Genomic DNA, 14248 nt, shown 5'->3' with positions numbered 1-14248 from the left:
GCGGCGTCATTCGCCGACGGCGCAGGCGTCCCCGTTGAGCATGAAGCGCGGTGGCGATGAGGCGTCACCGGTGTGGCCGGCGAGATAGCCGAGGGTGACGCTCGCGCCGGGAGCGATCACGGCGTTGTGCGCGGCGTTCGTCGCCGCGATCGTGTTGCTCCCCTGGGTCAGGTCGGTGTTCCAGTCGGAGATGACGGTCTGCCCGAGGGGCAGCGGGAATTCGAGCGTCCAGCCGTTCACGGGCGTGCTGCCCGTGTTGGTGACGGTGAGGTCGACCGTGGTGCCCGTGCCCCAGGCCTTCACGGCACGGTCCACGCGGCAGGTGGGTTCCTCCCTGGTGAACGACACGCGGTGCAGGCCGCCGGGCAGATCGTTGACCACGTAGAACTCCCCGTCGGCGGTCGCACCGATCGACGTCACCTGGGTGGGCATCTCCCCGATCTCGGCCTGTTCGTAGCCGCCGTCGCCGTCGGGACGCAGCGCCCAGACGGTGGACGAGCAGTAGTCGGTGGCGATGTACGTGCCGCCGACCAGGTCCGCGTACTTCTCGCCCCGGTAGACGTGGCCGCCGATGACCGAGCAGCCGCCGGTGTACGGGGAGTAGGTGAAGACGGGCTCGGTGTACGTCGCGCCCGGCACGCAGTCGCCGCCCGCGAACTTCTCCAGGCCCTCGTAGCAGGACCAGCCGAGGTTCAGTCCTCCCCGCCCGGGAGCGAGGTGGTCGACTTCCTCCCAACGGCCCTGCCCGACGTCGCCGATCCACATCGAGCCGTCGGCGCTGTCGAAGGAGAAGCGCCACGGGTTGCGCAGACCGTACAGCCAGATCTCCTCGCGGGCGCCGGGGGTGCCCACGAAGGGGTTGTCGTCGGGGACGCAGTAGGCGAGGGAGCCGCAGCTCCGGCTCACGTCGATGCGCATGATCTTGCCCAGCAGGGTGTCCAGCCGCTGCGCGGAGCGGAGGGGGTCCGCGGAGCCGCCGCCGTCGCCGATGCTCCAGTACAGATCGCCGTCCGGGCCGAACGCGAGCTGGCCGCCGTTGTGGTTGCTGTTCTCGGCGTGTGGCTGCGAGAGCAGGACCTCGAGGCGGGACTCGTCGAGCCGGTAGCGGGCGAGAGTGACCGCACCGTCGGGCAGTGCGGTGTACGCCAGGTACAGGTCCTGACTGTCGGCGAAGTCGGGCGGGAGGGCGATGCCGAGCAGGCCGCGCTCGTTGCCCGATTCGTCCACGGCCGATGAGATGTCGACGACCGGGGCCGGGGCCAGGCCGGTGTCCGGACGGTAGACGCGGACGGTGCCGGACTTCTGGGTGATGAAGAGTCGGTCCGTCCCGTCGTCGGGGGCGGCGATCGCGGTGGGCCGTTTCAGCCCGGAGGCGACCTGGGTGGTGGTCGCGTGGAGCGACGGCAGCGGCGCGGGTGAGGCGGCCTCCGCCGTTGCCGCCCGGGACGGCAGCGCGTCGGCTTCGGCGGGTGACGAGAGGGGCGCGGTCAGCAGGAGGGCCAGCAGAAGGGGCCCGGTCCATCGGCGTCTTGGCATGGTGTCTCCAGGGGGATCGGACGCTTGCGCAGCGGTGGCCGGCACCCGGTGCAGGCTCCATGGAGAACAGGCGAGGCCAGGCCGCGGCAGGGCGTGGGAGCGCTCCCGTGACCCAGGCTGCGCGCCGGGGGCCGAGGCGGCAACGCGTGATTGCGCCACGTTCGCCCCGTGTGGCGCAAACGATGCGACAGTCACCGCAGAAACAGCAGGACTGTCCTGTCAGCGACCCCGGCGGCATGAAGATACGGGCGACACCGGCGGCCCCGACAGCACCGCAGAGGCGGGCGAGACGGTGTCAGCGGCGGCAGCGGCGACACCGGAGACGCCGGCGGAACCGGCGAGAACCGCGCCCCACCGGCTCCCGGCCGAGGCGGGTCGCTACCATCCCCTGTGACCGAAACAGCCGAACCACGTGTATCCCGCATGCGCATACTCGCCGACCTGACGCCGCTGCGTACCTCCCCCGACTACCGGCGGCTCTGGTTCGGGAACACCGTGTCCTGGATCGGGCAGGGCATGACGGCGCTGGCCGTTTCCCTCCAGGTCTACGACATCACCGGCTCCGCCTTCTCCGTCGGGCTGATCGGTCTCTGTTCCCTCGTCCCGCTGGTGCTCCTCGGGCTCTACAGCGGGGCCGTCGCCGACACCGTCGACCGGCGCAAGCTGGGGCTCATCAGCGCCACAGGATCGTTCCTGCTCTCCCTGGTGCTGGCGGCTGTCACCTTCGCCGGGGTCCAGCACGTCGGGCTGTTGTACGCGGTCGTCGCCCTCCAGGCCGTGTGCTTCTCGCTCAACTCGCCCGCCCGCAGCTCGATGATCGCCCGTCTGCTCCCGGCCGAACAGCTCCCCGCCGCCAACGCGCTCAGCGCCATGACCTCCACCACCGGCGGGCTGGTCGGCCCGATGCTCGGCGGTCTGATCGTCGGCTGGTGGGGCTACAAGGCGGCGTACACCGTCGACGCCGTCACCTTCACCGCCTCGCTGTACGCGATGTGGCGGCTGCCGTCGATGCTGCCCGGCCGGGGCGAGGGGGAGAAGGCGGCCAAGCGGGCCTCCGTCCTGGACGGTCTGCGCTTCCTCGGGACCAGGCCCAATCTGCGGATGACCTTCTTCAGCGACCTGAGCGCCATGGTTCTCGCCCACCCGCGCGCCCTGTTCCCCGTGGTCGCCGTGGTCTGGTTCGGCGGCGACGCCAAGACCACCGGGCTGCTGGTCGCAGCCCCCGCGCTGGGCGCCCTGCTCGGCAGCGTGTTCTCCGGGTGGCTGGGGCGGATCCACCGGCACGGGCTCGCCGTCCTCGTCGCCGTGGCGTGCTGGGGCGGGGCCATCGCCCTGTTCGGGCTGACCCGGCAGCTGTGGCCGGGGCTGATCCTGCTCGCGCTCGCCGGATGCGCGGACTCCATCTCGATGGTCTTCCGCAACACCATGCTCCAGGCGGCCGTACCGGACGAGATGCGCGGCCGGCTCCAGGGCGTGTTCATCGTCGTCGTGGCGGGCGGCCCCAGGCTCGGCGACCTCGTGGCCGGCTCGGTGGCCGACCTGACGTCCCCGGCCGTGGCGGTGACCGGCGGCGGGCTCGCCTGCGTCCTGGTGGTGTGCCTGCTGGGGCTGCGCTGGCGGGCCTTCGCCCGGTACGACGCGCGCGACCCCCAGCCATAGCAGTTCCCCGGCCCGGGGAGCCCCAGCCGTAGAGATCCTCAGCCGTGAACCGTGGAGAACCCCAGCCGCAGAGTTCCCCGGTCCGAGGAGCCCCCGGCCGCGGAGAACCCCGGTCCGAGGAGCCCCCGGCCGCAGAGAACCTCAGGCGCAGAGACCCACCTCCCGTCCATTCCTTGATACGACGTTGTCCGGCATGCGGGCAGCGCTTGTCGCCGTGCCCATGGCGCCGCGAGGATGCCCGCATGGCCCCCGCTCTTGTGTCGCGTCGTCACGTGGATCTCCTGCGTGTCTCGACCATGCTCTGTCGGGCCTGCTCCTGCTGTCCGTCCTGTTGCTGACGTGACGCCCCGCCGGATCTGACGCCGGCTTCCCGACGCCCTCGCGTCCCCGATCCACCCCCGGACACCCCGGCCTGCCGGTGCACCCGTGCATCCGTACGCCCGCGGTGTGTTCCCCGTTGCCGTCCCCCGAGGATCCGCCATGCCCGAAGACCCGCTCCTGCTCCACTGGTTCCTGCCCACGGGCGGCGACGGCCGCGATCCCGGCGGGGTCACCGCCGTGCAGGGGAGGACCGGCGCGGCCACCCGCCGGCCCGCCGGCATCGGCTACCTGACGCAGGTGGCGCGCGCCGCCGAACAGGCCGGTTTCCACTCGTTGCTGACCCCCGTGGGGCTCGGCTGCGTCGACCCCTGGATCCTCACCGCGGCGCTCACCCAGCACACCGACCGCATCGGGTTCCTGGTCGCCTTCCGCTCGGGCTTCGCCAGTCCCACCCTGCTGGCCCAGCAGGCCGACGCCTTCCGGCGGTTCGCCGGGGGCAGGCTCCGTCTCAACGTCGTCACCGGCGGGGACCCGGTCGAACAGCGTGCGTACGGGGACCACTTGGCGCACGACCAGCGCTATGCCCGCACCGACGAGGTGATGGCAGTCCTGCGTGACCTCCTCGAAGGAAAGCGTGTCGACCACACGGGGGAGCATCTGCGCATCGAGGGCGCCCAGCTCCACGAACCGGCCCTCCAGCACCCCGTGCCCCTCTACTTCGGCGGTGCCTCCCCGGCGGCCGAAGCCGTCGCCGCGCGCCGGGCCGACGTGCAGCTGCTCTGGGGCGAGCCCCCCGCCGCCCTCGCGCAGCGCATCGACCGCCTCCGCGCCGCCGCCCCCGCGCTCCGCTACGGCCTGCGGCTGCACATCATCAGCCGGGACACCTCGGCCGAGGCCTGGGCCGAGGCGGACCGCATCCTCTCGGGCATCGACCCGGAGGCCGTCCGGGCCAGCCAGGAACGATTCGCGCGCATGGACTCCACCGGGCAGGCCCGCATGGCCGCGCTCCACGGCGGCTCCGCGGACGCCGCGAAGCTGGAGGTCGCCCCGAACCTCTGGGCGGGCATCGGGCTCGTACGGGAGGGGGCCGGCACCGCGCTCGTCGGCTCGCACGACGAGGTCGCGCAGCGGCTGTACGAGTACCAGCGCCTGGGCATATCCGAGTTCATCCTCTCCGGCTATCCGCACCTGGAGGAGGCCTACCGGGTGGGTGAGGAAGTCGCCCCCCGGCTGCGCGCGCTCGTCGCGGGGGCCGGAGCATGACCGTCGTCGAGCGGACTGCCGCCCCCGCGCCTGCCGGGACCGGCCCCGTACGGGTGCGCCGCGTCCCGCCCCGCATCGCCGCCCTGCGCTGGGTGGGGCTGCGCGCGGTCGCCCTCGCCGTCCTGATCGCCGCCTGGCAGGCCGTCGTGGCCGCCGAGGTCTGGCCGCGGGTGCTCGTGCCGTCGCCGGGGGAGGTCTGGCACCAGTTCGTCCTCGCCTCCACGGTCCACGACGGGGTGCGCGGCTACAGCGGGTACCTGCTGATCGAGCACCTGGGGGTCAGCCTCCGGCGCATCGGCATCGGCGCGGGCTACGCGATGCTCGCGGGCATCCCCCTCGGGCTGCTCATCGGCGTCGTCAAGCCGCTCGCCGTCGTTCTCGAACCGGCCGTCACCTTCCTGCGCACGCTGCCCCCGCTCGCCTACTTCTCGCTGCTCGTCATCTGGTTCGGCATCGACGAGTCGCCGAAGATCTGGCTCCTCGTCATCGCGGCCCTGCCTCCGATCGCCGCAGCCACCGCCGCCGCCGTGCGCACGGTGCCGGGCGAACTCGTCGAGGCGGCCCGGGCGCTCGGCGCGGGCCCCGTGTCCCTGCTGCTCTCGGTGCGGCTGCCCGCCGCGCTGCCGGAGATCCTCACCGGGGTACGGATCGCCGTCGGCATCGCGTACACCTGCGTCGTCGCTGCCGAGACCATCAACGGGGTCCCCGGCATCGGCGGCATGATCCGCGACGCCCAGCGCTACAACCAGACCGCCGTCGTCATCGCCGGCCTCATCGCCATCGGCCTCTCCGGCATCCTCCTCGACGCCCTGCTCAAGGGCGCCGAACGCGCGCTCGTGCCGTGGCGCGGCCGGTCCTGAACCCCATGTCCCCTTTTCCCCTCCCCTTGGAGCACGTCATGTCCGTGGCCATCCGCCGCCGCGCCGCCCTGCTGACCGCCGCCCTCACCGTGCTCACCCTCGCGGGCTGCGGCGACGGCGGCTCCGACGGCGGGGGTGACGGCAGGACCGCCGTCCGCATCGCCTACCAGGCCATACCCAACGCCGATCTTGTCGTGAAGAACCAGAAGCTGTTGGAGAAGGCGCTTCCCGACGCCGACGTCAGCTGGGTGAAGTTCGACTCGGGCGGCGACGTCAACACCGCGGTCATCTCCGGGGCCGTCGACCTGGGGCTCGCCGGTTCCAGCCCCGTCACCAAGGGACTGTCCGCGCCGCTCGACATCCCCTACAAGGTCCTCTGGATCCACGACGTCATCGGCGACAACGAGGCGCTGGTCGCCAGGAAGGGCATCGGCTCCGTCGAGGAGCTGAAGGGGAAGAAGGTCGCAGCCCCCTTCGGTTCCACCACCCACTTCTCGCTGCTCGCCGCGCTCGACCAGGCCGGTGTGAAGCCGGCGGACGTGAACATCGTGGACCTCCAGCCGCAGGACGCGCTCGCCGCCTGGACCCGGGGCGACATCGACGCCGCGTACGTCTGGACGCCGACGCTCAGCGAGATCCAGAAGACCGGCACGACGCTGGTCACCAGCCGCGAACTCGCCGAGAAGGGGAAGGTCACCGCGGACCTGGGCATCGTCACGGACTCCTTCGCGAAGAAGCACCCCGACATCGTCACCACCTGGCTGAAGACGCAGGACGAGGCCGTCGAGCAGACCAGGTCCGACCCGGAGAAGGCCGCCGCGTCCATCGGCGCCGAGCTCAACATCCCGCCGGCCGAGGCGAAGAAGCAGCTGGCGCAGCTCGTGCTGCTGACGGCGAAGGAGCAGCAGGGGCCGGAGTACCTCGGCACGGCGGGAGCCCCCGGGAAGTTCGCGCGGTACCTGCACGAGGCGGCCGTCTTCCTCAAGGGGCAGAAGGCCGTGGACTCCGTCCCCGGGCAGGCGGCGTTCGAGAAGGCGCTCGCGGTGGAGGAGCTGGCCCGTGCCGCAGGTTGACCCCCATGACACCGCCGACATCGCCCTGCACGGGATCACCGTGCGCTACGGGAAGGCCAGGGAGCCCGTCACCGCGGTGGAGAACGTCTCGCTGACGGCCGCACCGGGGGAGTTCGTCGTGCTGGTCGGCCCGTCGGGCTGCGGCAAGACGACCCTCCTGCGGATCGCCGCAGGCTTCGTGACGGCCGCGGAGGGCACCGCGACGGTACGAGGAGGGGCGCCCGTGCCCGGCCGTGCGACGGGCGTCGTCTTCCAGCAGCCGAGACTGTTCCCGTGGCGCACGGCCGGAGGCAACATCGGGTTCGCCCTGGCCCGGCACGGCGTTCCGCGTGAGCGCAGGGCGGAGCGTACGGAGGAACTGCTCGCGCGGGTGGGGCTGGCCGGGATGGCGGGCCGCCGCACCTGGGAGCTCTCCGGCGGGCAGCAGCAGCGGGTGGCCATCGCGCGGGCGCTGGCGGGGGAGCCCCGGGTGCTCCTGATGGACGAGCCGTTCGCCGCGCTGGACGCGCTCACCAGGGAGCGGCTCCAGGAGGAGGTGCGCACCCTGGCGGTGACCTCCGGGACCACGGTGCTCTTCGTGACGCACTCGGCGGAGGAGGCCGTCCTGCTGGGCTCCCGCGTCCTGGTCATGGCGGCGAACCCGGGCAGGATCGTGGCCGAGCTGGAAGTGGGCCTGGAGCGCGGGGAGGAGACGGATGTGGCCGCTCTGCGCGGCACGCCCGCCTTCTCCCGGCTGCGCGGGGAGCTGGCGGCGGTGATGCGGGAAGCGGCGCTGACCCCGTCCGGCTGACGGGCCGGGCGGAGCCGTCTCCCGCAACGGCGGCTCCCGGGCCGGCGTCTCCCGCACCGGCGTCACCAGGGCCGGCGCCTCCCGCACCGGCGGCTCCCGGGCCCTCGGGGGGCGGGAGCCGCGGCCGGGGGCCCGGTGGGTGGGGAGGACCGGTCAGGGAGCGGGGGTGACCTTCGGCATCTCGCCTCCGGTCGTCGTGGGATCGAACAGCGAGAACACCGCGCCCTGCGGGTCCGTCAGGGTGGCGAACCGTCCGAACGGGATGGTCATCGGGCCGAAACGGAGCTCCGCGCCGAGCGACTTCGCCTTCTCCACCGCGGCGTCGCAGTCCGCCACGGTGAAGTACACGTTCATGTGGGCCGGTACCTGGGGAGAGAATTCCGCCCCCATCCTCATCCGGCCGAGGACCGGGTCGGCGCCGAGGTCGTAGAGGGCGAAGTCGATGGCTTCGTCGTCGAGTTGCTTCACCCCGTATCCGAAGACGGCCGCGAAGAAGTGGTCCGCCTTCTCCGGCTCCCGTGTGTAGACCTCCGCCCAGGCGAAGGCACCGGGCACGGTCCGCGCCTCGAAGCCCTCGTGGCGGCCGGCCTGCCACACCCCGAAGGCCGTCCCGCCGGGGTCGGTGGCCAGCACCATCGTCCCGAAGTCGCCGACCTGCATCGGCTCCACCATCACCTCGCCGCCGCACGCGCGGATCTTCGCGGTGGTGGCGGCGGCGTCCGGCGACGCGAGGTAGAGACACCAGGCGTTCGGCGCGTCCTGGCCGGGCATGGGAGGCGACAGGGCGGCGACCGCCTTGCCGTCCACATGGGCCTGCGTGTACGAGCCGTACTCGGGCATCGACTCGCCGTACGACCAGCCCAGGAGCTCACCGTAGAAACGTTTCGCCCCCTCCAGATCACCGAACGTCCCATCGGCCCAGCACGGAGTGCCCTCGGGTTCTGCGGCCATGGCTCGGACCTCTCTTCACTCGACGGATGGTCCTTCTTGTCACGCTAGCCAAGGGTCGCCCGGGCGGCGCGCCGAGCGCGCCTCAGATCTCCGGCCCGGCGGGGCCGACGACCGAGCGGGCGATCCCCAGCTCCACCAGGTCCTGCGGGCGCAGCCGGAGCTGGTCGGCGGTCGACCGCACCTCGTCCGGACCCCGTTTGAGGATGGCCGCCGCCAGTTCCGGCGCGATCACCGAGAAATAACTGTCCGCGGTGACATGGGTGTTGTCCGGAGCGGCCAGGGCCAGCGCGCCGCCGGAGCCGCCCTCGCCGATCACGAGGGTCGTCACGGGGACCCGTGCGGCGGCGACCGCCGCGAAGGCGTCGGCGATGGCCGCGCCCGCGCCCGCCCGCTCCGCCTCGGCGTCGTTGGCCGCGCCGGGGGTGTCGATCAGGGTCAGCACGGGGAGGCCGAGACGGTCCGCGAGCCGGATCACCCGGGCCGCCGTGCGGTAGCCCGCCGGGCGGGTCGCGGTGCCGCACTGGGCGGCGTACGCCACCGGCCGCCCCTCGCGCAGGCCCACCCCGCAGAGCAGCCCCGGATCCCTGCCGCCGCAGCGGTCGCCGCTCAGCGGCAGCCGGTGCTCGAAGTACGCGTCCAGATAGGCCGCGGCCCGTGGCCGCGCCACCGCCCGGGCCTGTTCCACCGCCTCCCAGCCGGTCGCCGGCAGCCCCGCGGCCGACAGTGCGCCCGGCACCGGGGCCGCCTGCGGCGGACCGGCGACCGTCAGCGCGGTCAGCCAGCGGGCCAGCGTCCCGGGCAGTTCGTCCGGCGGGACGACCGCGTCGACCTGGCCCGCCGCCAACTGCCCCTCGGCGGTGTACGCGTGAGGATCTGCGTCGCTCGGCCGCACCCGGGAACCCGCGAAGCCGATCTGCGCCCCCGGCAGGGCCAGCACGACGTCGGCGCCCGCCCCGACGGTGGCCCAGCCGCCCCCGGTGGTGGGATCCCGCAGTACGGCGATCTGCGGCAGGCCGCCGGCCCGCAGCAGCGCCGACGCCCGGGCCACCCGCTGGAGCTGTATCAGCGCGATCATGCCCTCCTGCATCCGGCTGCCACCGGTGGCGACGAGCGAGACGAGCGGCAGCCTCCGCTCGCCCGCCAGGGCGTACGCGGCCTCCAGCCGGTCCCCGGTGTGACCGCCCAACGAGCCGCCCAGGAAGCCGAACTCGAACGAGACGAGGACGCACTCCCGGCCGCCGACCACGGCGGTCCCGTACAGGACGGACTCCTCCTCGCCGGTCCGGGCCGAGGCGCGCTCCCTCGATTCCGCGTAGCCGCTCCAGCCGAGCGGGCCGTCCGGAGGGGTCGGGCGATCGGCGGGACGGTGTTCCGTGAAACTGTCCGCGACGGCGGAGACGGCCTGTCGTGCGGACATGCGGTCGCAGCGGGCGTCAGACACCGAGCGACCTCTTCATGATCTTGCCCAGCTCGTTCCGGGGCAGCACGTCGAGGTAGCGGACGACACGAGGGCGCTTGTGCGGCGCCAGCAGGTCCGCCACATGGTCCGCCAACTCGCGCTCCCCGGGCGGTGATCCGGGATCGGCCGGCACCACCCAGGCGACGATCCGCTCGCCCAGGTCCGCATCCGGCTCCCCGGTGACGGCCGCCTCGCGCACGCCGGGATGGTCCAGCAGGGCGTTCTCGATCTCGCCCGCGCCGATCTTGTAGCCGCCGCTCTTGATGAGGTCGGTGGCCTTGCGCCCGACGATCCTCACGTAGCCGTCGGGGTCCAGCGTCGCCATGTCGCCCGTGCGGAAGAAGCCGTCCTCGGTGAAGGCGGCCGCCGTGGCGTCGGGGCGGTTCAGGTATCCGGTGAAGAGGTTCGGGCCGCGCACCTGGATCTCCCCGATGGACGTGGTGTCCGTGAGCACGGTGCCGTCCTCCTCGACGAGCCTGAGCTCCACGCCCGACAGGGGCGGGCCGACCGTCCCGGGGCGCGGCGCGCCGTCGGCCCGTACGCCGGTGTTCATCAGGGTCTCCGTCATCCCGTACCGCTCGATGACCCGGCGGCCTGTGGCCTTCTCGATCCGCTCGTGGTCGTGGACCGGCAGGGCGGCCGAGCCGGACACCAGCAGCCGGGCGTCCGCCAGCGCCTTCGCGAGGTTCCCCGGCCCGGCCGGATCGGCCAGGGCGCCGGCCAGCCGGTGGTACATGGTGGGCACGCCGAACAGCATCGTTCCCCCGGAGAGCAGCTCGCGGGCCACTCCCTCCGCCGAGAACCGGCCGAGGTGGCGCACGGAGCCGCCCCGGCGCAACGGTCCGAGAACACCCAGGATCAGCCCGTGCACGTGGAACAGCGGCAGCGCGTGGACGAGGATGTCCTCGCCGGTCCAGCGCCAGGCGTCCTCCAGCGCGTCCAGCGACGCGGCGATCGCCCGGCGGGGGAGGACGGCGCCCTTGGGCGGGCCGGTCGTGCCCGACGTGTAGACGACCAGGGCGGGGGACTCCGGCGGGGGCTCGGGGAATCCGGCCTCCGCGTGAACGGCCGCCGTGGGGGTGGCGGTGGCGACGTCCAGGCGCTCCAGGCCGCGCAGGGCGGGCGGCAGCTCGTCGTCCGCCCCGGCCAGCACCACCGACGGCTCGCTGTCGGCGACGATGTGTGCGAGCTCCCGGTCCCCGGTCTTCGGGTTGAGCGGGACGGCGGGAACCCCCGCCCGCAGTGCCGCCACGACGGCGACCACCGTCTCCGGGGTGGACGTGGCCCAGACGGCGACGCGTCCCGCGCCCGCGACGCGGGCGGCGAGGGAGGCTGAGGCATCAGCCAACTGTGCGTAGGTCAGGACGTGTTCGCCGAAACGGACGGCCTCGGGGGAGTCCGTCCGGCCGGACGCTCCGCGCAGCGCGGGCAGAAGAGAGGTCACCCGTTGAAGCCTAGTAGTGCTTCGTCAGGTTCTTCGTCTGGTCGGTTGCGGGGTAGGGGTCGGTTGCAGGTGGTGCAGGTGCCGGTCCAGCTCTTCAGCAGGTCCTGGTGGAGGTCCAGGACCTGGTAGAGGGTCAGGCCGGTGTGGGTACTTTTGGGTCGAGCCGCCTGAGGGTGAAGCGGCCAGGGACTGCTTGCCTGCCGTCCGTAGGGTCAGGACCGCGAACCGTGAGGTCATGGTGCCTTTGCTGCCCTGTCGCCAGGCCACCTCGGTGAAGTGGCCGGCGGCAGCGGCCTCGGCCGCATGGAGAAAGAGAGCTCGTGGCACCGCCCGGTAGCGAGCCGGCGTCGGCGGACCCAGACCTCCGTAATCCGGCTGGTACGGCTCGGTGTTCAGCTCGTGGGCGACTTCCTTCCCGGTCAGTGCCGGCACATAGGACAGGCCGCTTTCCTGAAGGCCCGGACGGAAGGGGGTGCTGACGCCGTAACCCGCGTCAGCGACCACGACCGGGGCTTTCAGCCCCACTCGGCCACGTTGCCCAGCAGCCCGAGCGCGAGGCACCGTTTCTCCTGATGAACGGTGCCGTCGGGGATGCCTGCCCGGCGGCAGCGGCCCGGCTCGTCCGTCCACTCCCGGGGCAGATACAACTACGACGCCGTATCGGTGGCGGCGCGGACACTGACCGCGACCTGGCAGTTCGCCCGCTTCCCCAGGGCTCCGCAGTACTGGCGGGCGACCCCGGCCCACGCCCGGCCGCACTTGGGAGACGACACGTCGTCGATCACCCACACCTGTGGTGTGGTCGCCTCGGACAGTCTCCGGGCGATCCGCCGCCGCACCGGCAACGGATCCCACGGCGACCGGTTCACGAACTGCTGCAGGGCCTGCGTGTTCCCGTCCGGCATCCGTTCGGCCATCGGCTGGATCGACTTACGCCGACCGTCCAGCATCAGACCCCGCAGACAACACGCACCCCACCCCCGGTTGATCGCGCCGCGGCAACTACCCGAGCACATCACCCACGAACTCTGCCAACTCACCCCGGAGCTGCTCGACATCCCTCAGTTCCACACGCGAAAAATGCCCGCCACCAGGGAAGATCACTCAAGGTGACGAAGCGCTACTAGTTGGACACGTAGGGGCTCGGCAGGGCGGCGCCGAAGTACCCCTTCGCATTGCGCACGGTGATTCCGGCACTCTGGCCGCACAGGTTGACCGAACCGCTCAGGACCGGCCCGGAGGCCGAGCCGCGGGCGGTCCACAGGCAACCGTCGCTGTTCTCGGTGGGGACGCCGACCACCGTCTCGGCCTTGCCGTCCTTGGTGAGGTCGGCGAGGTGGACGGTCGCGCCGAACCGGTCGCCGGCCTCCGCGGCGCCGGGTACGTCAGCCGTGTTCTGGGTGTAGCCGATCGCCTTGGCCGTGGTCAGGCCGGAGGCGGAACCGCGCAGCAGAACAGCCGTGCCTGCCGACCCGAGGGTGCCGACCGCCTCATCGGGGGAGCCGACGAGGACGTCGGCGTACCCGTCGGCATCGACGTCCCCGACGCTGAGTGACTGTCCGAACAGGTCGCCGTCCTCAGCGGTTCCCGGGACTCCGGGCGTGTCCTGGTGGAAGACCTGCGGCTGCTGGTCGACGCGGATGCCCTGCGCGCTGCCGTGGAGGACCTGGATCTCGCCACCTCGGTGCGCCGCGCCGGTCGCGTTCATGACGGAGTCGTCATTCCCGACACCGGTGACGAGGTCGCCGTACCCGTCGCCGTTGATGTCGCCGATCTGACCGGCGTGGCCGTCGGCGTGGGGAAGCTTGGTGGGCCACGTGGCGAGATAGTCGTCGGTCGGAGGGCCGTTGTCGACGTACACGCCTCCGCGGACGTCGTCGTCCGCGGGCCCGGGCAGCCAGAAGCGCTCCGCTTCACCGTCACCGTTCACGTCGCCCATCACCACGCCACGGGAGTCGCCGAAGCGACCGTCCAGGTAGGAGGAGGCAGGCTTGCCGGCACGAGTGAAGGGGCCGCTGAAGGAGGCGCCGTCGCAACGCGATCCGATGGTCACCTCCGGGGCGCCGTCCCCGTCCATGTCGCCTGCGGCCAGGGAATGCCCGAAACCGCAGTACGTGCGCCCATCCCCGTACCCGGCCGGGGGCGAGAGGGTCGCACCGCCCGTCAGCCCGCTGGGCCCGCCCCATACGACGGTCGCGGAACCCCGGGCCTCCTTGTCGCCGACCTGCTCCCTCGGGGTTCCGACGATCAGATCCGCGTACCCGTCCCGATCCAGATCGGAGCTGGTCACCGTCGTGCCGAAGGCATCCCACTCCTCGGGGTCGCCGGGGACCCCGGAGGTCGCCTGCGTGATCACCGTCCGGCGCGTGGCGCTCACCGAGGAGGCCGACCCGTACAGGACGACGACGGCGCCGGCTTCCTCCACGCTGCCGTTGGCGGCGTGGGGTGCGCCGACAGCCAGGTCGCGGTATCCATCACCGTTGAAGTCGTCCTGGACGGCTGCGGTGTTGGCCCCCTTGTGAGGGGCGGCGGCGAGGGCCGTCGCCGGGCTCAGGGCGAGGACGAGGAGAGGGGCGAGCACGGCGGCGGCCGTGGCTGCTCTGCGCAACGGAACTCCTTGGCGGAGGGATAGGGCGTGCGAGGACCGCGAAACGACTGGAGCGACACACACTGGAGCCTCAGTCGCCTCATTAGACACACGCGAAGTCCACGAGGTTGTGCACGATGCCGTATGTGTTGATCACGAGCGTTGTTGACACGGGAGCCCTGATCGGCATGCCTGTCACGATGGTTGCCATCGCAGCTCTCGACGTTGTTGTTGTCGAGCGGCTGAGCTCGCGGGAGCGCTAGCTGGCCAGGTCCTCTCGTTCGGATCATGCCGGGCTCGCCTGC

At 72.4% G+C, this 14248-nt stretch carries 10 protein-coding genes and 1 pseudogene; 5 read left to right on the top strand and 6 right to left on the bottom strand.

Annotated elements, in window-relative coordinates; genetic code table 11:
* Nucleotides 1-6: 6 nt before the first annotated feature.
* On the bottom strand, nucleotides 7-1536 hold the full coding sequence (locus tag ACFUNE_RS00480) for a PQQ-dependent sugar dehydrogenase (RefSeq protein WP_383560602.1): 1530 nt from the start codon (nucleotides 1534-1536) through the stop codon (nucleotides 7-9).
* A gap of 390 nt (nucleotides 1537-1926) precedes the next feature.
* Here ACFUNE_RS00480 and ACFUNE_RS00475 point away from each other — a divergent pair, with 390 nt between their 5' ends.
* The 5 genes from ACFUNE_RS00475 to ACFUNE_RS00455 all read left to right on the top strand — a co-directional run bounded on the left by ACFUNE_RS00475 (nucleotide 1927) and on the right by ACFUNE_RS00455 (nucleotide 7502).
* Nucleotides 1927-3195, top strand: a complete 1269-nt coding sequence (locus ACFUNE_RS00475) for an MFS transporter (RefSeq protein WP_383560600.1) — start codon at nucleotides 1927-1929, stop codon at nucleotides 3193-3195.
* A 480-nt stretch (nucleotides 3196-3675) separates the two neighbouring features.
* Nucleotides 3676-4779 carry an LLM class flavin-dependent oxidoreductase gene (locus tag ACFUNE_RS00470; RefSeq protein ID WP_383560597.1) on the top strand — a complete coding sequence of 368 codons (1104 nt, stop codon included), beginning with the start codon at nucleotides 3676-3678 and terminating at the stop codon, nucleotides 4777-4779.
* Nucleotides 4776-5639, top strand: a complete 864-nt coding sequence (locus ACFUNE_RS00465; RefSeq protein ID WP_383560595.1) for an ABC transporter permease — start codon at nucleotides 4776-4778, stop codon at nucleotides 5637-5639. The genes ACFUNE_RS00470 and ACFUNE_RS00465 overlap by 4 nt, the downstream gene beginning before the upstream one ends.
* Nucleotides 5640-5677: 38 nt before the next feature.
* Nucleotides 5678-6712, top strand: a complete 1035-nt coding sequence (locus ACFUNE_RS00460) for an ABC transporter substrate-binding protein (RefSeq protein ID WP_383560592.1) — start codon at nucleotides 5678-5680, stop codon at nucleotides 6710-6712.
* On the top strand, nucleotides 6699-7502 hold the full coding sequence (locus ACFUNE_RS00455) for an ABC transporter ATP-binding protein (protein ID WP_383560590.1): 804 nt from the start codon (nucleotides 6699-6701) through the stop codon (nucleotides 7500-7502). Before ACFUNE_RS00460 ends, ACFUNE_RS00455 begins: the two co-directional genes overlap by 14 nt.
* 153 nt (nucleotides 7503-7655) lie before the next feature.
* Here the strand turns inward: ACFUNE_RS00455 and ACFUNE_RS00450 are convergent, their stop codons facing one another.
* From ACFUNE_RS00450 to ACFUNE_RS00430, 5 genes and pseudogenes are all read right to left on the bottom strand, one after another.
* Entirely contained in the window at nucleotides 7656-8453 is a 798-nt protein-coding gene (locus ACFUNE_RS00450; RefSeq protein WP_383560587.1) for a VOC family protein, read from the bottom strand.
* An 82-nt stretch (nucleotides 8454-8535) separates the two neighbouring features.
* Nucleotides 8536-9870, bottom strand: a complete 1335-nt coding sequence (locus ACFUNE_RS00445; RefSeq protein ID WP_383560584.1) for a carboxyl transferase domain-containing protein — start codon at nucleotides 9868-9870, stop codon at nucleotides 8536-8538.
* 16 nt (nucleotides 9871-9886) lie between these two features.
* On the bottom strand, nucleotides 9887-11356 hold the full coding sequence (locus ACFUNE_RS00440; protein WP_383560581.1) for an acyl-CoA synthetase: 1470 nt from the start codon (nucleotides 11354-11356) through the stop codon (nucleotides 9887-9889).
* A gap of 24 nt (nucleotides 11357-11380) precedes the next feature.
* Nucleotides 11381-12306, bottom strand: a pseudogene (locus tag ACFUNE_RS00435) (IS701 family transposase).
* 173 nt (nucleotides 12307-12479) lie between these two features.
* Nucleotides 12480-13964: a hypothetical protein gene (locus tag ACFUNE_RS00430; RefSeq protein ID WP_383560578.1), complete on the bottom strand. Its 1485-nt coding sequence runs from the start codon at nucleotides 13962-13964 to the stop codon at nucleotides 12480-12482.
* Between the last annotated feature and the right edge of the window lie 284 nt (nucleotides 13965-14248).

Source organism: Streptomyces sp. NPDC057287 (genome assembly GCF_042667905.1).
Lineage (GTDB): Bacteria > Actinomycetota > Actinomycetes > Streptomycetales > Streptomycetaceae > Streptomyces.
This window is presented reverse-complemented; position numbering and strand designations above follow the sequence as displayed.